Raw genomic sequence first — 19,101 nt, 5'->3', positions numbered from 1 at the left:
GATGACCAACAGAACACAAATTAGTTTAAATCACAAATGTGCTTTTAGCGCCAAAGCTTGTTTTCCAAATCCCGCACTTGACGTTCTAAACGGTCAATTCTGCCCCGTAATTCGTCTACTTCTGACTGACGAGCCACTCCTAAATCTTGCATCATGTTTCGCATTTGTCGCTGCATTTGCTCATCCCAATTGCCTTGTTCAGATTGCAACTGATGTAGAAGATCATCCATGACTGCCTTAGCCTGCTCAGGATTGAGTTTACCGTCTTTTACCAGTTCTTCACTAACTTCCTTCAGTTTATCTGCAACTAAAGAAGTTGTGCCAATACCCAACATCATTAGCTGCTGTAACCAGTTGTTGCTATCCATACTTCCTTCCTCTGACTTGTTGCTGACAAAAAGCTTAGTAATTCTAGCCTACATATTTATTTTGGCAGATTTAGCCATACACTGCTCCCCTGCCTCTTTACCCCTCTATCCATCCGTGCATAGGTGCTATAGCTTTAGTGACTGATTCAATGATGTTTGGGGGTGCTTCAGAAAGCATGACGCTAGGATAAACGGCTGTTCCCCATTGGGGATGAACTAGGACGTGACATTTATTTTGAATAGCAGGATATTTAAGTAAGGCTTGGGCTACTGCGGTATCATCGTGGGGAACTAAACCGGAATGAGATAGTAATGGATAGCCGGTGCGGGGATCTATGAGATCGGTTAAATAGCCGCGATCGCGCAAATTAAAGGCGACATCGCAACCAAAACGCATAAATTTTTCTCTCAGTTTCTCCTTTTCTATTTCGGTTTCTGCTGTCATTTCTTCTAAAGGATATCGTGATTGCTGTAATACAAGCACTACCCACAAAAATTGTTGCTGTTTCCAATCTGGTAATATCTGTTCGCAGTTGGCACAGATATATGGACTGGGAGTATGAATGGAAATTTCTACAGCTTGTCCTGTTTTGCCAACTAAATGTAGAGGACAGCTAGACTCAGAAATGCAAACTTGGGGATAATACACCACATTAATTAGGTTTATGAAAGTTTTTAATTTTATCTTTGATAAAAATCATAACTCTTAAATCTACACATTTATGGCAATTTGGTTTGATTCCTAAATTTATTTGTGTAGGCAAAGTATAGAGAATAGAGAATAAGGGTATAGAAGTGTACTCACTTATGACCTTTTCCCACGTTTTCCGCAACCCCTTAACAGTAACCATTTTGCCACCAATTTCGCAGAGGATCATTTTTTGGTGGTATATAACGTCCTTTGATTCTAGTTTAGTGCATCTCAACTAGGTTTCAATCCCGATGTTATTCAAACATTAACTAATTTTTTTATTGTTGAAAACAACACTATTTTTTAAATTTCTAATAGACATAGGAGTGAAAATTATCCTAGGGACAATTCATGAATTATCCCTACAAGGGTTTGGTGGTTATGCACATTTAATTACCACAATGATTAAAAATAATCTTTTGAAACATGACTAGGAACATAAATTTGTGTTTTTTCCTTCTGGGAATAACCAATTAATTCTTATCTTGCCTGGAGATTATTTTTTCATGAAACTTATACACAATGTTATTAAAATCCTCATTTTTGCCTAAGTCTTCAGTAAGCGCTAATTTAGGGTAACTATAAGTTAAACTTATCGTACTACCTAGACAACATTGGCAAAATTACCCACCCATTGATAAAACTTGGGTTTAGTCAATACCAATCATAGAATATTCCTCCCACACTTACCCTAAAGATAGATGGAAAAAAGTGAGATTCTCAATCGCTGATATATCAAGCTTACCTATAATAATTGAAGTAGCTGCACAAAATAAAACATCAAGTAAAAAACCGACTCTGCTATCCTCTCTCCAATGTCACACTGTAGAGATAATCTAGACATTATCCCTATCCGCTAGATTTTGGCTGAAAAGAGCGATTGCATCCTAGCGGGTCAATTTACAACATCCATCACGGGAGAACAGCAAATCTATGAGTAGAATAGAAACCCGCACTGAACCAATGGTGCTAAATATGGGACCTCACCACCCATCAATGCACGGGGTTTTGCGTCTAATTATGACCCTAGATGGTGAAGATGTCGTTGACTGTGAACCAGTCATTGGCTATCTACACCGGGGAATGGAAAAAATTGCCGAAAACCGTTCTACGATCATGTATGTCCCCTACGTTAGCCGTTGGGACTACGCTGCAGGGATGTTTAACGAAGCGGTGACAGTCAACGCCCCAGAGAAATTAGCAGGTATCACTGTACCCAAACGCGCCAGCTATATCCGTGTGATCATGCTGGAACTCAACCGCATTGCTAACCACCTCTTATGGTTCGGTCCATTCCTAGCTGACGTAGGCGCGCAAACACCATTTTTCTATCAATTCCGGGAACGGGAAATGATTTATGATTTATGGGAAGCCGCCACAGGCTACCGCATGGTAAATAATAACTATTTCCGTGTGGGTGGTGTCGCTGCTGATTTACCCTATGGTTGGGTAGATAAATGTTTGGATTTTTGCGACTACTTCATCCCTAAAGTTGATGAATATGAACGCCTAGTTACCAATAACCCCATTTTCCGCCGCCGCATTGAAGGTTTAGGAACTATTACCCGTGATGAAGCTATTAACTGGGGACTTTCTGGCCCAATGTTACGTGCTTCTGGGGTGAAATGGGATTTACGGAAAGTTGACCATTACGAATGCTACGACGATTTCGATTGGGATGTACAGTGGGAAACAACAGGTGATTGTCTAGCCCGTTACACAGTACGGATGCGAGAAATGCGTGAATCTGTGAAAATCATTCGGCAAGCGATCGCGGGATTACCCGGTGGCCCCTACGAAAACCTGGAAGCAAAACGGATCATGGCTGGGAAAAAATCGGAATGGGACGCTTTTGATTATCAGTTCGTAGCTAAAAAAGTTGCTCCTACTTTCAAAATTCCTCAAGGTGAAATTTACTCCCGCGTCGAAAGTGGTAAAGGAGAATTGGGAATTTATTTAGTAGGTGATAATAATGTTTTCCCCTGGCGTTGGAAAATTCGCGCCGCAGACTTCAACAACTTGCAAATTCTACCTCACTTACTCCGAGGAATGAAAGTTGCAGATATCGTCGTTATTCTCGGTAGTATTGACGTAATCATGGGTTCTGTGGATAGATAATTAACCCTATCCCCGATTTCGTTGTGGAGTCGGGGATTTGACAATATCACAGGTGACAGGTGACAGATACTTCAGATGTCTATTGTTTTCCCAAATGTTCAATAAAATATTCCTCGTCAAAACATTTTAGGGTAGGCAATGCCCACCCTACCGATTCAGCCTAGTTAATAAGCGTCCTGTAACTCGTAGAAATCTGGTGAGATGTAATCCTTGCGTAAAGGCCAACCTACCCAATCTTCCGGCATCAAAATCCGCTTCAAATTAGGATGACCTTCATAGATGATGCCATACATGTCATAGCTTTCCCGTTCTTGCCAGTCTGCTGTTTTCCAAATCCAGTAAACTGAAGGCACAGAGGGATTTTCTCTGGGTAAAAACACTTTGACCCTAATTTCTTCAGGACGGTCAGCATTATCACTAAGTTTGAGTAAATGATAAACACTTACCAATTCCTGTCCTGGACCTAAGTCCATCGCCCCTTGAAACTGGAGGTAATTAAACCCGTAAGCATACAAAGCAGTAGAAATAGGTAAGAGAAAACTTGCCGGCACTTTAATTATTTCTACCCCATTGGCATCAAGTTGCAAAAACTCATGGTCAAAGCCATTTTCCGCTAACCACTGGGAAACTTTGCCGGGTTTGACTAGAGATGCTTCTGCTGCGGGAACTGGTTTAGATTCTTCTTCAGCCACGCCCTTGTTCCTCCTTCTGTGTCTTTGCTGTTAATAAGGCTGGGGGTACAGGCATACCAATCGCTTCTGTCAATTCTTTGGGAGGATTAAAGCGAGTTTCTGACTGCATATACTTGCCAGTTAAGATTTCGGGAACTGGCTTCATATTATGAGTTGTACTGTAGTAACGGTGGACTTGCTTGATATTATCCCGTTCTTGCATGGAATCATTGGCGATTTTCTTCCGCAGTTTAATAATTGCGTCAATAATTGCTTCAGGACGGGGAGGACAACCAGGCAAATATACATCTACGGGAATTAGTTTATCAACTCCGCGCACTGCTGTAGGGGAGTCAACGCTAAACATCCCACCAGTAATTGTACAAGCACCCATAGCAATCACATACTTGGGTTCGGGCATTTGTTCATAAAGACGCACCAATTGGGGAGCCATCTTCATGGTAATTGTTCCAGCAGTGATGATTAAATCCGCTTGGCGGGGGCTGGAACGAGGAATTAACCCAAAACGGTCAAAGTCAAAGCGAGAGCCAATTAAGGCCGCAAATTCAATAAAGCAGCAAGCTGTACCAAATAGCAACGGCCACAAACTAGAAAGCCGGGCCCAGTTGTAAAGGTCATCAACAGTGGTTAAAATCACGTTTTCTGACAGTTCTTGGGTAACTGTAGGACGTTGAATGGGGTTGATGATTTGTTCTGTTTCCTGGGTGATGATATTAGAATTTAAGACCATTCCAAAGCTCCTTTACGCCATGCGTAAACTAAGGCGATGATGAGAATCGAAATAAAGATGATGGCTTCGATAAATGCCAATAAACCCAGGCGGTTAAAAGCAACTGCCCAAGGGTACAAAAATACTGTTTCTACATCAAAAACAACAAAGACCAACGCGAACATATAGTAGCGAATGTTGAATTGAATCCAGGCTCCGCCAATGGGTTCTAGTCCGCATTCGTATGTTGTGCGTCTCTCTAGACTGTTACCACTGGGTCTAAGAATTTTTGAGGCTGACAGTGCTAGGGCTGGAACTAGGCTACACAGGATGAAGAAGCCTAGAAGGTACTCGTAACCGCTAAGAACAAACACAATAGTTTTCTACTGCTAATGGTGTAAGGTAATCACTTATCAGTTAACAGCAAATAATTTTCAGAGAATATTTATTAGTTTAATTACTTGCTAACTTTTCACTAAACTATAGATAATATTCACTGTTTACTGTTTACTGAGTATATGGATAATCTTCTTTTTACATTATATCTTTAAGGTAGTTCTGAAATCGTGGAAATAGTCACACAGACTTGTAGTATGTGGATCTGATTTCTTATGTCTAACTTCAGTTATGCTTATTCACCAATCTCTTCAGCCTTCACGTCAGGTAATTTACATCAACTTCTGGCAGGTGCTATATAAAACCTAGACAAAACTAGACTTTACTTTCTACTTCAATGGGATCTAGGACATAAGGAGGATTTTTACGGGGTTGATCTGGGGGGTTGTCTTCAGTCCGCATTTGGTCTGTTAATGGCAACCAATGACCGGCTATTTTTCCCGAATGCTGCCCGATCTAACTTGGCCATGAGTGAGAGAAAAGTCTAATAATTATGTCATAATTTGTAACGTATATTTAATAATTACCCTCTGCGAGACTACGAGCCATGAGTGAACAAGCTGAAGAGGCTATGGAAACTCCAGTGTTAGACCGCTATGAGTGTCGCTCTTGTGGTTATGTTTATGAACCGGAGAAAGGAGACGACAAGAGTAATATTCTGCCAGGAACAGTTTTTGCAGAACTACCGACGAATTGGCGCTGTCCAGTTTGTATAGCTAAGAAAACTGCTTTTGCGAATATTGGACCAGCCGGTACAGCATCGGGTTTCAAGGAAAACTTAAGTTACGGTTTAGGTGTTAATACGCTCACACCTACGCAAAAGAACATTTTGATTTTTGGGGCTTTAGCCCTGGGATTCTTGTTTTTTATTAGTCTCTACGGACTACAGTAAAAACAGCTATCTTTCATTTACGGCAATTCGACGAAAATCTACCAAATTTTAGGAAAACCTCAGTAATACTGATGCACTCAATTGTAAAAAAGTGGCAAGGATTTTTTGCCGCATTAATAGTAGTTATAGCTTGTATAGGGTGTAGCAGTGTTCCTTCTATTAGCTACAATCCCTGGCAGGTAATTAATGTACCAACAGACGCAAAATTGCTAGATATTGGCTTTGCTGGTAATTCCCAACATGGTTATTTGGTGGGTAGTAATGCCACTCTCTTAGAAACTAATGATGGTGGTGAGACTTGGCAGCCGCTAAAATTAGAATTGGATGATCCCAGATACCGTTTTAACTCGGTCAGTTTTTCTGGTCAAGAAGGTTGGATTGTAGGAGAACCTTCTTTACTACTTCATACTACTGATGAAGGACGGTCTTGGTCTAGGATTGCTTTAAGCGAAAAGCTACCTGGTAATCCAATTGCCATTACAGCCATTAGTCCAAATACAGCCGAAATGGCCACCGATGTAGGCGCAATTTATCAAACTAGTGATGGTGGTCAAAACTGGAAAGCTAGTTTAGAAGCAGCCGTTGGTGTGGTTCGCAACTTGGAGCGATCGCCGGATGGTAAATATATCGCTGTTTCTGCTAAGGGTAGTTTTTACTCCACTTGGAAACCTGGTGAAAATGCTTGGGAACCACATAACCGTAACAGTTCCCGACGTTTAGAAAATATGGGTTTTACTAACGATGGACAAATGTGGTTATTAGCACGGGGTGGCCAAGTTCAGTTTAGTGATCCCGCCCAACCAGAAGCATGGCTAGAGGTAAAATATCCAGAATTATCCACTAGTTGGGGTTTACTGGATTTAGCCTATCGCACACCTGATGAAATTTGGGTGAGTGGTGGTAGCGGTAATTTACTTCGCAGCACTGATGGTGGCAAAACTTGGGAAAAAGACCGTGATGTGGAATCAGTTGCGGCTAATTTGTATAAAATCGTGTTTTTGAACCCGGAACAAGGTTTTATTATTGGCGATCGCGGCGTTTTGCTAAAATATAACCCCAAGGCAGAAGCAGCAGATCCATCAAAAGAGGCGTAATTACACCCAATCATGGATGTATTATGAGAAGAAAGTTGCAAGTTGTAACTCTTTCTAAACTTTGTAGGATAATAAACTCAATCATAGTTTTTGATAAGGTAGTCAAATAAATGGCAGGTACCACTGGAGAACGTCCGTTTTCTGACATTGTTACCAGTATTCGTTACTGGGTAATTCACAGCATCACCATCCCCGCATTATTTGTTGCAGGTTGGTTATTTGTCAGTACTGGTTTAGCTTATGATGTATTTGGCACACCCCGTCCTAATGAGTATTTTACTCAAGTTCGTCAAGAAGTGCCAATTGTTAGCAATCGTTTTGACGCAAAAAACCAAGTAAAAACATTTATTGGAAAATAATTTGACATCATGACTAGCGGTAATAACATTAATCAACCAGTTACCTATCCCATTTTTACAGTCAGATGGATCGCGGTTCATACCTTAGCTGTCCCTACTGTATTCTTTTTGGGCGCGATCGCCTCAATGCAGTTTATTCAACGCTAGGACTTAATCATGGAAAGAACGCCTAATCCTAATCAACAACCGGTTGAATTAAACCGTACCTCTCTTTACCTAGGACTACTCTTGATCTTCGTTCTAGGCATTCTCTTTTCCAGTTACTTCTTTAACTAACTGGTGTTTTTAAGGTCAGTTGCTAGTTAGGTAACAGTTGAAAGGTGAGAAAAAAATCTTCAACTGACAACTAACAACTGACAACTGACGAATGTGTTAATTTATTTTTAAGCGAGGACAAAACTGTGTCTGGAAGTGGAAGAATTCCCTTGTGGGTTGTAGCTACAATTGCAGGTTTGGGTGTAATCACTGTAGTTGGTATTTTCTTTTATGGTGCTTACGCGGGACTTGGTTCTTCGATTTAAGATTCCTGAAACAATGTAGGGGCGAAGCATTCGGACAATTAATTATCGGTTTTTACCCAGGACTATCATCCGAATGCTTCGCCCTTACTGTGGTCTAAAGACATGAAAACTTCTGTAAAACCGCCTACCTGATTCAGATAGGCGGTTTTGTTTGTATCTCAATAGGTAATTGGTGCAAAAAAGAGTTAACTAATTACCCATAGCCTAATTAAGCAATATCTTCGCTTTCAATGTAGGAAAACAAAAATGCGAAAATTACGGCTGGTAAAACCAAGCCAGTCAGGGGAACAAAGATAGAAGGCAAAAAGGAAGAGTAAGCGAAAACAGTAGGCAAAAATGAACCTGACATAAAATAAGTCCTGTAAAGTCTTACTACAATTCATTTAGGAGCTTACTGCAAAATTCTACCCAATTGGGTAAATTCTTAAGATTTTTAACACAGCTTATCAAATTCCCAAAATGTCATCCAGTTCTATAGTCGGTAAATCAGGGGGAATGACTGTTTTGATAACTGCAACTCTATTGCTTTCCTGCTGGGTAGACTGATTTATTGTAATCGCTGCCAAACGGATTTCCAAGCAGCCAAAGGGAATTTTTAAGGAAATAGTCGTTTCCCATGCTCCCCAGGCATTAGAACGCAAATCAGACAGAATATGGGGACCATCTAGTAAACTGCGGGTTTGGTAATCTTCAACCCATAATTTCACCGCCACAGAAGATAGAACTTCCGGTAATTCCAAACGGACAGCTACAGATGTACCTGCCACAAGTTCACCATCTGGTAAAAACAATTGGGGACTTGGCAAAGAATTAATCATCATCCCAGCCACATCAGCCGGAGTTTCATCTTCAGATAAAGGTGTATTTTCTACAGGTTGATCACTGATATCATTGGTATTCACTTCCATCACTAAATCATCTATCACAATTTCTTGAGATATCCACAGAGGTTCAATGGGATAGGGTGAATTTACTATTTTCAATTCATCAACTTTTAGCGGAATATCCTCATCGGCAAAATTTTGCTCCATATCTATTTGGCCATCTCCAAACGGATCATTTTCTTGTATATCCTGATCTGGAGATGTTGGAGTAACATCTGGACTAAACACATATCCTTGAATTTCCGTCGATTTTTGCACAATAGGAGAGTCAATTTCAGTTCCAACTGTCTCTAATACTTCATTGAGAACATTTTCCTCAGTATTAACTACCACCAATGGTTCAATTTGAGTTACACTTGCCACAATCTCTGCTATTAATTCTGCATAGGTTGTTTCAGCTATGGGGGAATCATAAATTTCTTGGGGATCATCTATGGGTAATTCTGGTGTTGTTGCTGATAAGGAAACTAAGCTGGGTAACTCTGGAGATTGGGCTAAAACTGGTAAGTTTTGATGATCTAAATTGTGATTAACTATTTCCTCCTGACTTATTGTTGCTTTTAACCGTTTTAAGTAGGGAAAAGTTTTGTTAATCGGTTTAATTAGGAGTTTTTTCAAATCAATGGGTGGAGTAGCTGAGATTCTATCTGCCGCAATTTTTGCCGGATCAGAATTAATCTTAGCTGGGGGGTGGTTGGGTAAAATTGGCAGTTGTGGGGAAATACGTCCCCAGGTTGACTGGGGTTTAATTTGAGGCGGTAAAGGTTGATTTGATGATGGTTTGAGAACATGAAATTGAGCGAGTTTAGGAGTTTTAGCTAAATTAAAAAGTTCTAATCCCACATTAACTACCGGTTTTGGTGGCTTTGGTGGCTTAGTTTCCTGTCCAAAGCGATGAGAATCTGATGAGGAAGTTTGTATGGCTAATAATTCAGTGACATCTGCTGTAATTGTGAAGGTATGACTAGCTAACAGCATCACTTGACCAACATCAACTAATTTACCGTATAAGTTAATATCTGCTAAAAGTAACTTAGATTCACACTCAGAAGGAATATCAATTAGGCTGCTAAAGGGCAAAGGTAAACTGTCCTTTTTTAAGGGATGCTGGATTTTTTTAAGGATTTTTGACTCTAAAGGCGATCGCAAAGAAATTTCTATTCCTAAGTAACTCATAGCCTCCAGAGAAAATTTTTCATGATCCAGATTTTCGATTTCATTTGTTTCTACATAGCCATGAATACTTAAATTTTCTCCCCACCGAGCTACATAAGTATCTTCCTCTAAACTTAAATTCAGTGGGAGAGGTGGCGGTAAGGTGGGCGCATTCTCAATGGTTTCCTCATCTATATCTATTAAGGGTTCATCCTTAGATAAAGCTAAATCTAATAAGTTTTCTAAAATCTGCTCTGTTGTTTCTCCCTTCAGCCAGATGGGAGTCCCATGATTCATCACTATATTGACTTCAGTATCAATCTGTGACGGCAGATCAGATGGTTCACTGACTTTATTTGGTGGCTGTGGAGTAGTTTCCGGGGGTAATACTTCGATAGTTAGAGTATGTTGCCAAGATTGACCCAGCATATCTGACATGACATCTCCAGAACATCGTAACTCCCAAATCCCTGGTTTAAAATGGGTAAAAGGAATTACCGCCATCAATCCCTCCGCATTAGTGCGACGTAATCGTTTGAGAATACGTCGTTTAGGCGGAGTTTCCTGGGTAGATACATGAGTAAGTCGTACTTCTACGTCCGTATTACTTAGATTAGACCGAGCCAGAACTCGATAATTACCCGCAAAAAGTTTTAAATTTGACGACTCTAAAGTTCGCCAAGTATGATCTCCCTGTCTCTGTATCAGAAATTGCCAGTTTTTCATTATCAGTAACGCTTAAACCAAATAGCAGCTATAGGACTTACGCAAGTGTCACATTAAATATATATTTTAACCTGAGTTCGATGAACCTCACCCCAGCCTCTCTCCGACGCGGAGAGGGGCATTGTAACCTCTCATTACTAATAAAAAATTAGGATTTTAAGCCTCTCCCCGTTGCGGGGAGAGGTTTACCAGAGGGGTTAAATTATTTTCGTCGAACTCGCTTTATTTATAAGGAAAATTCCTAAAAGAATAACAAATTAGGAGAGGGGAGGAGAATCCCCCTATTTTGCTTTGTTATCCCAGAATATAACGGTTTCGATAATAAGCAACTATCTGGTTAAACGTTTCCCTGGTTTTTTCGTCAGGATGAGATTGCCAAGAAATCGACAAGCCAGCAATTTGGCTTTGGTTGTAATCAAATTCTGAGGATGTTTGGGGTATTAATCCCACTTCTACCCCTAACAATTGACGTAGATGTGCGGCTATCTCTCGATATACAGCCAAAGGCACACTAGGAAATTCTATTTGCTCCTGAGTCTCCATATCTATGAAGCTCCCATAGAATTAGTTTCATTTACCGAAAGTGTAGCTGATGGTTGGCCTTCTTTAGTAGCAGGTTGTTCTCCTACTTGTTTAGCGACTTCAATTCCGTATTGTTCCAAAATGACTGTAGGATTACCACTTTGAGTCATTTCAATTCTTTTGACTAAAACCCCATCCACCAATCTTTGTCCTGGCTGTACATATCTGCTAGTTGATTCTTCTGGGACTTTTATAATTGCCTGGGGGACTTTACCAATTAAAACAACCCCACTGACAATCACAGCTTTAGCTGCTTCTGGTTGGGGTGGAGGTGGTAATACGTTTTTCAGTTTGGGAGAGGAAAGAGTTTGCGGTAAAATCTTGGGTACTACAGACTGTATTTTGGGTACTTTTGCTATTTGAAGTGTGTTTTTCGGTAATGGATTTGCTGATGGTTTAATCCCCAGGGGATCTTTTACCTGCGGTTGAAGTGTAATAGGTAAGGGAGGCAATTGAGGAACTTTTATTTTGTCCAAGGGTTGTTTAATATTTGTTTGTCCCATTGGTTCAATAAGTTGTCCAAAGGGATCTGTGCGCCCTTTTTGAAGCACAATTAAACGCTCTTGGCTGTTAGTTGGTTGAATCAAACCAGCCGCAGGAGGTTGTGGTGCTAGTGTAGCAGATACTACAGGATCATTAAAAGATTGTGGCTTTCCTGTCTGCTGGGGTGTTGGTTGCAAACTAGGAGTTGCAGTATTACTAGCTGTTGGCGATTCGCCGGATGTACATCCAGTGATTACCAAAGTTGTTAAAATAGCTCCGGCTATAATACGTAGATTTTTACCCATTAGCTGCTCTCAAAAGCTATAGGAAAGCTTGTTTATAAAAGTACGGTTGTTGACAGTGCCATGTTTGAAATCACAGGCTTAGTCTGTTCTCTTTATAACCTAAATTTTGATATTTCGGAAGTTTAATACTGGCAACCTAAAATATTGATATAGCAGGGAACAGGGAACTCTTAACTGGGAACAGAGTTGAAAGTTCTTTGGTGTATAGTTTTTTAGGTAAATTCTGTATTTCATTCAAGTGCATACCGCTATACTAATCTTCGGATACGCTCATGATATTTTTTAACAAGTCCAATCCCTTTTTTACTCGTCTGGAAACTGTCACTACACTAATTCCTAAATATTCTGCGACTTGTTTTTGGGTTAAATCTTGCAAAAATACGCACTCTACAACTTCACGAGTTCTTTGTTCTAGTTGAACTAAAGCTTGTTGCAAGCGAATTTGGTCTTCTTGTGCTAGTTGGAAACTACGATAGTTTTGATCTGGAACTAATTCAGCTAAACAAGTAGCACCTTCTTCTCCGTCTTGGATAGGTACATCCAGACTCAAAGGGGCGCGGTTAATCCATGCTAATTTAATTTCTTGCCATTCACTCAGAGAAATTTCTAATCCAGCAGCTAATTCTCTATCTGTAGGTTGGCGATCATATTGCTCGCGGAGGGAACGGGAAATGCCTACAGCTTGTTGTTGCAGCGCTAACCAACGTCTTGGTATTCTGATGGTTACACCTTTATCTCGCAAATAGTGTTGAATCTCACCACGAATATAGGGCATCGCATAGGAACTAAAAGCATTTCCTTTGGATAGTTCAAACTTCTCAATAGCCCTAATTAAACCCATACAGCCTATTTGAAGTAGATCCTCATAGCTTTCACGGCATTGATGAATCCAATAGTGAGCTTCCTTTCTCACCAAACCAAAATTTAGTTGTACCAGTTGATTACGAATTTTTTCAGATCGGGATAGCTGGTAATCCCGCAATAACTTTGAAATTTCGTGTTTTAGCTCGGTGGTAGTAGTTGTAGACATAAGATTGTGAATTTTCAATAGGTAGATTAGGTTTGTAATTGCTTTGTAACAGAGGTAAGATCAGTTTCCTGAATTTTGAGTCAGAAATTGGCAAAACCTTATTTTTGAATGATCTTTTTGGTTAACTTATATTAAGTGCGCTTCGTATTTGATTAAACAACGCTTCTAGAATTAAAATATACAATTAGCGATTCAATATTAAACCGAGATTGTACCGAATTTAACTAATTAACCATGAAATTTCCTTATAGGTGCTGGAAAACCTAAAATAGCTCATAATTGTCAATGTTTTCGATGCTATTATTTTTATTTATATGCCTTCTGTTCTCTTATATTTCTGGAATTTTCTACGTAATACTACGCAATAGAATAATTAATTGTATTTCACTGGGCAGTTACAAATAAACATGAAATTTGCACACAGTAGATTAACGTGGGGTCATTGGATTGACTCCACCCTAAAGTGTAAGTAGATTTGTGTTTAAAATTGTCCTTGGGATAAGTCAGGGGGAAAAAGTTCCCTTTTTTTAATCTAAAATCTAGAATGGATATCTGGTGGTAATTAAATGTGCATAACCACCAAACCCTTCTAGGGACAATTCATGAATTGTCCGTACGATAATTTTTACCAGATGTCTAATCTAAAATCTAAAATTCCCGGTGACACTGGCATAAATCCTATTATGATTCTGTTATGTTGCTGAATTTTGATCAATAGGAGTTTCTATGATGTGGTGTAGTTTCGATAAATCTAAAGTCAGTATCGCTTTAAGCTGTTTAGTGGCAGTGAGTGTTGTTAGTTCTGATATAGGTCTTGCTGCCCGTCAGCGTAACTATCAGCCTGAGGAATTTCGTTCTGTATTGCGGGGTTTAGGCTATACCATCAAGGTAACAAAAGATCCTCTCACTGATGAGGAAGCTAAAAAGGCAATTACTGAATTTCAGACAGGTTACAAACTCAAAGTAGATGGCAAAGCTGGCCCACAAACCCAAGAACACGCTGCTATGATTGTGCAAATTCTGCAAAGTAATTTGAATACTGCACTCAAGCCAAAGCCAGCACTTCCCGGCGATCAATTTTACAGTTCTCGGATGGAAGAGGTAGTTAAGGAGTATCAGAAAAAACATCAGATGCCAGAAACTGGTATTGCTAACTTAAAACTTCGTCAAAAACTAAATGAAGAAGTTAAAAACATCATTACTAAACCAGTAACTAAGCCTAGTCCTAAACCCACAGCTACACCTACAGCTAAACCTACAGTCACACCTACAGCTACACCTACAGCCACACCTACAGCCACACCTACAGCTACACCTACACCAAAACAATGAACCATTAAGAACTACCCAGAACTTACGCAAAACAGAACGAAAGTGAGGGTAATTCATGAATTACCCTTAGGAAATCATCAGAGTTTCAGTTACAGGAGATTGCAGATCCATGAGGTACAGAATCTAAATTGAAACCTATACACAAAGCTAGTTTTACTTCTAACTCCTGAGTTCTGTTGTATATCTTGCCTAAGTCCTACTACGGAAACATGGGTTTAAAGTTACCCGTCCTTGTAGGACGGCTTTGGTGGTAAAATAGTATGTACTATGATGGCGGGCATCCTGCCCACCCCACAAGAGTTTTATTTTTAACTACTACGCCGTAAGTCCCCCACTGAATTTGGTACTCCTAATCAGTGGCGGGATATAAGGCGGGAAAAACCGAAATCGTTCTCAATCAATACGAGGCATAGCCGAGTAAGAGCAAAGAACATTTGAGGTTTTTCTAATATTATGTATTACGCCCTTGTCAAAAATAATATATCATGCTAAAATAAATTTATCAAGGAGGTGATTTGAGTGCTACACAAGGCTGTTCAAGTTCGTATATACCCATCTAAAGAGCAAGAAACACAACTAGCGCAAGCTTTTGGATGTGCTAGATGGTGGTGGAATTATGCTCTAAATAAGTCAATTGAGACTTATAAAGAGACGGGTAAAGGACTTAGCCGTGCTGCACTCAACGCATTTCTTCCTCTTCTCAAAAAAGCAGAAGATACTATTTGGTTAGGTGATTGCTATAGCCAAGTTTTACAGGCTGCAACACTAAATTTAACTACAGCGTATAAAAACTTTTTTGATAAACGTGCGGGGTTTCCTAAGTTCAAATCTAAACATGGAAAACAGTCTATTCAGTATCCTCAAAACGTCAAGGTTGTAGATGGTAATGTTAAACTTCCTGGCAATATTGGGATAGTTAAAGCCAAAATACATAGACCAATTGAGGGGAAAATTAAGACTGTCACTATTAGTAAAACACCATCAGGTAAATATTTTGCATCTATCCCGACGGAAGTAGAAGGTGTTTCAACTCTGCCGAACACAAGGAAAAATCAAACTATTTCCCAAGGGAAGATTTATGGTATTGACTTAGGATTAAAACATTTTGCTGTTGTTACTGATGGTGAAAAAGTTTCTAAGTACGATAACCCTAAGCACCTTGCCAAGTCTGATGCAGGATGGGGAACATTTACTAATTTTTTAGCCTATAAGCTAGAACGCAAAGGTGGAAAGTTGGTAGAGATTGATAGATGGTTTCCCAGTTCTCAACTCTGTTCTAATTGTTTTTATCAAATTGGTGATATGCCATTGGATGTCCGTGAATGGACTTGTCCTCATTGTGGTACTCATCATGATAGAGATGGAAATGCAGCGATAAATATTAGGACAGAGGGTATCAGAATGCTTGCCCTGAGCGAAGTCGAAGGGATAAAGGCGGAAGGTTCAGCCGTCTGGTGCTGTAGGAGGGGAGATAAGACCAAAACTTGGGCGAAAGTCTAAGTTGCGGCACTCCCCCGTGAGTACAGAAGCCAACACTGTACTTGGTACTCCAAGTCAGTGTGGGTAGTTCACAAAACTATCTTTCTAGAATCAATTATTACTTTGGCTATTTTACTATTAGTGATTTTAGTTGTACCGATTCTCTTTGAAAGCCTGAGATTGCCGGCATTTGTGGGCTTGGTTGGGGCTGGGGTCATCCTTGGTTCATGGGGGTGGCACTTATTACCGTCCTCGTTACCAATGATTAATCTTGGTGCGGAGATTGGTCTAGCTTATTTAATGTTTATTGCTGGACTGGAGTTTGATTTCTCGGTTTTCCAACATCAGAAAATTCCAGCTTTGATTTTTAGTGGTTTAACTATCAGTTTATTTCTGTGTTTAGGAATATTCTGGGGCGAAATTTTCGGTTGGTCTGGACATTATTCTGTATTAGTTGGGGCGTTACTTGCTGCTTATAGTCCCTTAGCATATCCCATGATCAGCCGCTTGGGGGTAATTAATAATTCATCTGTCAATGTGACAATGGCAGCTACTTTAGTTACCAATATAGCTGTATTGGTAATTTTATCTTTAAGTACAGTTAATTTTTCTAGTCAGGTGATGAATTCCGTTCAACTAATGACTATATTGCTACGGATCATCATCTATATTATGGTAATTTTAGTTGGTATAGATTGGTTAGGTAAGGAATTTTTTCACAGGGTAGGAGAAAAAGAAAATTATCAGTTTTTGTTTGTCCTACTGGCTGTATTTGTCTCTGGTATAGTTGCCCAATTGATGGGAATAGAAAAAATTGTCGGTGTATTTTTAGCAGGTTTAGCAGTTAATGATGTGGTGAAAGCCAGTCCTGTAAAAGAAAAATTGGTATTTATCGGTAGTGTGCTATTTATTCCCATTTTCTTTGTGAATTTAGGGGGAATGTTGGATATATATGCGTTACTGGAACACGAAAATCTTGAATTATTAGGATTGATATTTTTGGAGGCGATCGCTTCTAAATTAATTGTCGCCTTACTCATGAAATTTTTATATCAGTACCAATGGTCAGAAACCCTAACTGTATGGTCATTGTCTATCCCATTAGGAGGAATAACGTTACCAATTACTTTAACGGGATATCGGGCTGGGTTATTTTCCCCTGCTATGTTTAGTAATATTATTATGTTAACTCTGATCACATCTGTTTTCGGTCTTTGGTTAACCCGACATTTAGCAGGAAGATTGACTTCTATTGTAGTTAATCAAGGTGTAAATCTTGATTTATCTGAGCGAGAAAAACATTCAAAATTGGGAGATTTTAAGATTGTTGTTCCTGTTTATAATCCCCAAACTCAACAGTATTTAGTTGAGATGGCCGCTTTATTAGTCAGTCAGTCTCAGGGAAAAATTATCCCTTTAGCGATCGCTCATGCTACCACCCAAATGTACAATGAGAGACTAGAAAAAGCTTATCAACATAGTCAATGTTTACTTGCAAAAGCTATTAAACAATCTCAAGTCTTGGGTGCAACCGCAGAACCATTATTACGAATTGATGATGCTTTTGCACCTGCCATTAGTCGCGCGGCACGGGAACAACAAGCCAATTTAATTATCATGGGTTGGGGTAAACGCCACGGTTTAAGAGCGAGATTATTTGGTAATGTTATTGATAATGTTCTTTGGTCTGCCCATTGTCCAGTCGTAGTAGCGAGATTGTTAGAATCGCCAAAAAGAATTCAACGTATTCTTGTACCCATTGAAAACCTTCTAGAACCCAGTATAGAGGTAGTTAAATTTGCCCAAATGCTGGCCAATGTCAATCAAGCTCAAGTCACTTTGTTAAATGTGTGTATTAATGAAGCCAGAAGAATGGCAAATAGTAATGCTGATCAAATTAGTACCAGGCGATCGCATCTTTGCCAATGGTTATCACAATTAAATTTCTCCAACCCACCGGAAGTACAAATTATGATTCATGAAAATACTGCCTTAGCTATTTTACAAGCTTCTCGACTGTATGATTTAGTCATTTTTCCCTATATACGTAATCGCACCACATCGGAAGGATTAGTTACCCATGATATTACCACCCAATTAGCCAGACAACTCACTTGTTCCATAATCATTTTAGGAGAACCGCCCACTCCTTCCACAACTGTTGTATCAACAGGCATTCCTAACCCGCAAATATTAAATATTTAGGTAATGACTGTTCACTTGTGCTAGTTGCGTAAGTCCTATTCATATTACCCGGACTTATAGCCAACAGTCAGAAGTAATTAAGTATTCCTAGTAAGTCGTTATGCAGCAATGATTTGTTCCCTTTAGTTTTTATTAAAAATGCATCAAAGTTCCGGGCGTTGGCAGTTAGGGCTAGGTTTATCATCAGTAACGGTTTTTTTATGGGGAATTTTACCCCTAGCCTTGACAATTATACTACAAACATTAGATGTTTATACTGTTGTTTGGTTTCGCTTTTTTATCTCCTTTATTTTACTAGCAATTTATTTGTTTTTTCAGCAAAAATTACCAACATTGGCACAATTACGCGCTAGTAATTGGCAATTATTACTATTTGCTACCCTTGGTTTGGCTAGTAATTATTTTCTGTTTATGCAGGGTTTAAAATTGACGGCTGCGGCTAATGCTCAAGTTATAATTCAACTGGCTGGTGTGTTATTAAGCTGCGGTGGATTAGTCATTTTTCGCGAACGCTATACATTATCTCAATGGCTAGGTGTAGCTGTACTAACATTGGGTTTTGCATTATTTTTTCACGCCCAATTAGATAATTTAATTATAGCACAAGGGCAGTATTTACTAGGTAGTGGTTTAATTGTTTTAGGCTCAATATCGTGGGCAACTTATGCCTTATCCCAAAAGCAACTATTACAATCTTTAACCTCCGAAAACATCATGTTGATTATTTACGGAGGCTGTGCTTTATTATTTACACCTTTAGCAACAATTAAGACAATTTTTACTATTGACAGTTTCCATTTTACCAGTTTGCTATTTTGTGCTTTCAATACAGTCATTGCTTATGGTGCTTTTGCGGAATCTTTACAACATTGGCCAGCATCAAAGGTAAGTGCTGTATTAGCTTTAGCACCAATTATTACCTTAATTGCCGTGTGGATTATATCAGGGATTTTTCCCCATCTTATTCCTCCAGAAAATATTTCTTTAATAGGGATTATTGGTGCTTTTTTAATTGTGGGTGGTTCAATATCTATTGCTTTAGGCAAAGCTAATTAGTTCGGTTCTACCGTACTTGTTATG

The 19,101-nt window shown here is 39.4% G+C and carries 20 protein-coding genes and 1 pseudogene; 11 read left to right on the top strand and 10 right to left on the bottom strand.

Features of this window, described 5'->3' with window-relative positions; all coding sequences use genetic code 11:
* Positions 1–44 precede the first annotated feature (44 nt).
* Positions 45–368 (bottom strand): phasin family protein, encoded by a 324-nt coding sequence (locus CUN59_RS00575; RefSeq protein ID WP_104386011.1) that lies wholly within the window; start codon positions 366–368, stop codon positions 45–47.
* Between the two features lie 97 nt (positions 369–465).
* Positions 466–1,020, bottom strand: coding sequence for a methylmalonic aciduria and homocystinuria type D protein (locus CUN59_RS00570; protein ID WP_104386010.1), 555 nt, complete (start codon positions 1,018–1,020; stop codon positions 466–468).
* Between the two features lie 972 nt (positions 1,021–1,992).
* Between CUN59_RS00570 and CUN59_RS00560 the strand changes: the two genes are divergently transcribed.
* Positions 1,993–3,177 carry an NAD(P)H-quinone oxidoreductase subunit H gene (locus tag CUN59_RS00560; RefSeq protein WP_104386008.1) on the top strand — a complete coding sequence of 395 codons (1,185 nt, stop codon included), beginning with the start codon at positions 1,993–1,995 and terminating at the stop codon, positions 3,175–3,177.
* A gap of 164 nt (positions 3,178–3,341) precedes the next feature.
* On the opposite strand, the gene CUN59_RS00555 is transcribed toward CUN59_RS00560, so the two are convergent.
* The 3 genes from CUN59_RS00555 to ndhC are packed head-to-tail and all read right to left on the bottom strand — an operon-like array spanning position 3,342 to position 4,952.
* The gene (locus CUN59_RS00555) at positions 3,342–3,869 is read right to left on the bottom strand and encodes an NAD(P)H-quinone oxidoreductase subunit J (protein ID WP_104386007.1); all 528 of its coding nucleotides are present in this window, start codon (positions 3,867–3,869) and stop codon (positions 3,342–3,344) included.
* On the bottom strand, positions 3,862–4,599 hold the full coding sequence (gene ndhK, locus CUN59_RS00550) for a photosynthetic/respiratory NAD(P)H-quinone oxidoreductase subunit K (protein WP_104386006.1): 738 nt from the start codon (positions 4,597–4,599) through the stop codon (positions 3,862–3,864). Before ndhK ends, CUN59_RS00555 begins: the two co-directional genes overlap by 8 nt.
* Positions 4,590–4,952 (bottom strand): NADH-quinone oxidoreductase subunit A, encoded by a 363-nt coding sequence (ndhC, locus tag CUN59_RS00545; RefSeq protein WP_104386005.1) that lies wholly within the window; start codon positions 4,950–4,952, stop codon positions 4,590–4,592. The genes ndhK and ndhC overlap by 10 nt, the downstream gene beginning before the upstream one ends.
* A gap of 569 nt (positions 4,953–5,521) precedes the next feature.
* Here ndhC and CUN59_RS00540 point away from each other — a divergent pair.
* The 6 genes from CUN59_RS00540 (at position 5,522) to CUN59_RS00515 (ending at position 7,840) form a co-directional block, all read left to right on the top strand.
* Complete coding sequence (locus CUN59_RS00540) at positions 5,522–5,866, top strand: rubredoxin (protein WP_104386004.1); 345 nt, start codon at positions 5,522–5,524, stop codon at positions 5,864–5,866.
* Between the two features lie 71 nt (positions 5,867–5,937).
* The gene (locus tag CUN59_RS00535; RefSeq protein WP_104386003.1) at positions 5,938–6,960 is read left to right on the top strand and encodes a photosynthesis system II assembly factor Ycf48; all 1,023 of its coding nucleotides are present in this window, start codon (positions 5,938–5,940) and stop codon (positions 6,958–6,960) included.
* A 110-nt stretch (positions 6,961–7,070) separates the two neighbouring features.
* The gene (gene psbE, locus CUN59_RS00530; RefSeq protein WP_104386002.1) at positions 7,071–7,319 is read left to right on the top strand and encodes a cytochrome b559 subunit alpha; all 249 of its coding nucleotides are present in this window, start codon (positions 7,071–7,073) and stop codon (positions 7,317–7,319) included.
* Between the two features lie 9 nt (positions 7,320–7,328).
* The gene (gene psbF / locus CUN59_RS00525) at positions 7,329–7,466 is read left to right on the top strand and encodes a cytochrome b559 subunit beta (protein ID WP_010997987.1); all 138 of its coding nucleotides are present in this window, start codon (positions 7,329–7,331) and stop codon (positions 7,464–7,466) included.
* Between the two features lie 9 nt (positions 7,467–7,475).
* A complete protein-coding gene (psbL, locus tag CUN59_RS00520; protein WP_197704893.1) occupies positions 7,476–7,595 on the top strand; it encodes a photosystem II reaction center protein PsbL in 120 nt (39 codons plus the stop codon).
* 125 nt (positions 7,596–7,720) lie between these two features.
* The gene (locus CUN59_RS00515; protein WP_015209608.1) at positions 7,721–7,840 is read left to right on the top strand and encodes a photosystem II reaction center protein J; all 120 of its coding nucleotides are present in this window, start codon (positions 7,721–7,723) and stop codon (positions 7,838–7,840) included.
* Between the two features lie 208 nt (positions 7,841–8,048).
* Here CUN59_RS00515 and psaI read toward each other — a convergent pair whose 3' ends face one another.
* From psaI to CUN59_RS00490, 5 genes are all read right to left on the bottom strand, one after another.
* The gene (psaI, locus tag CUN59_RS00510; protein WP_104386001.1) at positions 8,049–8,189 is read right to left on the bottom strand and encodes a photosystem I reaction center subunit VIII; all 141 of its coding nucleotides are present in this window, start codon (positions 8,187–8,189) and stop codon (positions 8,049–8,051) included.
* A gap of 97 nt (positions 8,190–8,286) precedes the next feature.
* Positions 8,287–10,605 carry a hypothetical protein gene (locus CUN59_RS00505; RefSeq protein ID WP_104386000.1) on the bottom strand — a complete coding sequence of 773 codons (2,319 nt, stop codon included), beginning with the start codon at positions 10,603–10,605 and terminating at the stop codon, positions 8,287–8,289.
* A gap of 294 nt (positions 10,606–10,899) precedes the next feature.
* On the bottom strand, positions 10,900–11,148 hold the full coding sequence (locus tag CUN59_RS00500) for a hypothetical protein (RefSeq protein WP_104385999.1): 249 nt from the start codon (positions 11,146–11,148) through the stop codon (positions 10,900–10,902).
* A 2-nt stretch (positions 11,149–11,150) separates the two neighbouring features.
* Entirely contained in the window at positions 11,151–11,975 is an 825-nt protein-coding gene (locus tag CUN59_RS00495; protein ID WP_104385998.1) for a hypothetical protein, read from the bottom strand.
* Positions 11,976–12,228: 253 nt separating this feature from the next.
* Positions 12,229–13,005 (bottom strand): RNA polymerase sigma factor SigF, encoded by a 777-nt coding sequence (locus CUN59_RS00490; protein ID WP_104385997.1) that lies wholly within the window; start codon positions 13,003–13,005, stop codon positions 12,229–12,231.
* Between the two features lie 726 nt (positions 13,006–13,731).
* Between CUN59_RS00490 and CUN59_RS00485 the strand changes: the two genes are divergently transcribed.
* The 4 genes and pseudogenes from CUN59_RS00485 (at position 13,732) to CUN59_RS00470 (ending at position 19,077) form a co-directional block, all read left to right on the top strand.
* Complete coding sequence (locus tag CUN59_RS00485) at positions 13,732–14,337, top strand: peptidoglycan-binding domain-containing protein (protein ID WP_306460495.1); 606 nt, start codon at positions 13,732–13,734, stop codon at positions 14,335–14,337.
* A 519-nt stretch (positions 14,338–14,856) separates the two neighbouring features.
* A pseudogene (locus CUN59_RS00480) lies at positions 14,857–15,904 on the top strand (RNA-guided endonuclease InsQ/TnpB family protein).
* A gap of 35 nt (positions 15,905–15,939) precedes the next feature.
* A complete protein-coding gene (locus CUN59_RS00475; RefSeq protein WP_243406818.1) occupies positions 15,940–18,021 on the top strand; it encodes a cation:proton antiporter domain-containing protein in 2,082 nt (693 codons plus the stop codon).
* A 138-nt stretch (positions 18,022–18,159) separates the two neighbouring features.
* Positions 18,160–19,077 carry a DMT family transporter gene (locus CUN59_RS00470; protein WP_104385994.1) on the top strand — a complete coding sequence of 306 codons (918 nt, stop codon included), beginning with the start codon at positions 18,160–18,162 and terminating at the stop codon, positions 19,075–19,077.
* Positions 19,078–19,101: the final 24 nt, after the last annotated feature.

It is taken from the genome of Cuspidothrix issatschenkoi CHARLIE-1, from assembly GCF_002934005.1.
In the GTDB taxonomy this organism is placed as follows: Bacteria; Cyanobacteriota; Cyanobacteriia; order Cyanobacteriales; family Nostocaceae; genus Cuspidothrix; species Cuspidothrix issatschenkoi.
This window is presented reverse-complemented; position numbering and strand designations above follow the sequence as displayed.

What these genes read in the sequence shown, in the direction of transcription:
- psaI (WP_104386001.1), bottom strand. Translation starts at nt 8,189, where the DNA reads ATGTCAGGTTCATTTTTGCCTACTGTTTTCGCTTACTCTTCCTTTTTG.
- CUN59_RS00470 (WP_104385994.1), top strand. Translation starts at nt 18,160, where the DNA reads ATGCATCAAAGTTCCGGGCGTTGGCAGTTAGGGCTAGGTTTATCATCA.
- CUN59_RS00500 (WP_104385999.1), bottom strand. Translation starts at nt 11,148, where the DNA reads ATGGAGACTCAGGAGCAAATAGAATTTCCTAGTGTGCCTTTGGCTGTA.
- CUN59_RS00495 (WP_104385998.1), bottom strand. Translation starts at nt 11,975, where the DNA reads ATGGGTAAAAATCTACGTATTATAGCCGGAGCTATTTTAACAACTTTG.
- CUN59_RS00535 (WP_104386003.1), top strand. Translation starts at nt 5,938, where the DNA reads ATGCACTCAATTGTAAAAAAGTGGCAAGGATTTTTTGCCGCATTAATA.
- CUN59_RS00540 (WP_104386004.1), top strand. Translation starts at nt 5,522, where the DNA reads ATGAGTGAACAAGCTGAAGAGGCTATGGAAACTCCAGTGTTAGACCGC.
- psbL (WP_197704893.1), top strand. Translation starts at nt 7,476, where the DNA reads ATGGAAAGAACGCCTAATCCTAATCAACAACCGGTTGAATTAAACCGT.
- CUN59_RS00505 (WP_104386000.1), bottom strand. Translation starts at nt 10,605, where the DNA reads ATGAAAAACTGGCAATTTCTGATACAGAGACAGGGAGATCATACTTGG.
- psbE (WP_104386002.1), top strand. Translation starts at nt 7,071, where the DNA reads ATGGCAGGTACCACTGGAGAACGTCCGTTTTCTGACATTGTTACCAGT.
- ndhK (WP_104386006.1), bottom strand. Translation starts at nt 4,599, where the DNA reads ATGGTCTTAAATTCTAATATCATCACCCAGGAAACAGAACAAATCATC.
- CUN59_RS00575 (WP_104386011.1), bottom strand. Translation starts at nt 368, where the DNA reads ATGGATAGCAACAACTGGTTACAGCAGCTAATGATGTTGGGTATTGGC.
- psbF (WP_010997987.1), top strand. Translation starts at nt 7,329, where the DNA reads ATGACTAGCGGTAATAACATTAATCAACCAGTTACCTATCCCATTTTT.
- CUN59_RS00560 (WP_104386008.1), top strand. Translation starts at nt 1,993, where the DNA reads ATGAGTAGAATAGAAACCCGCACTGAACCAATGGTGCTAAATATGGGA.
- CUN59_RS00485 (WP_306460495.1), top strand. Translation starts at nt 13,732, where the DNA reads ATGATGTGGTGTAGTTTCGATAAATCTAAAGTCAGTATCGCTTTAAGC.
- CUN59_RS00490 (WP_104385997.1), bottom strand. Translation starts at nt 13,005, where the DNA reads ATGTCTACAACTACTACCACCGAGCTAAAACACGAAATTTCAAAGTTA.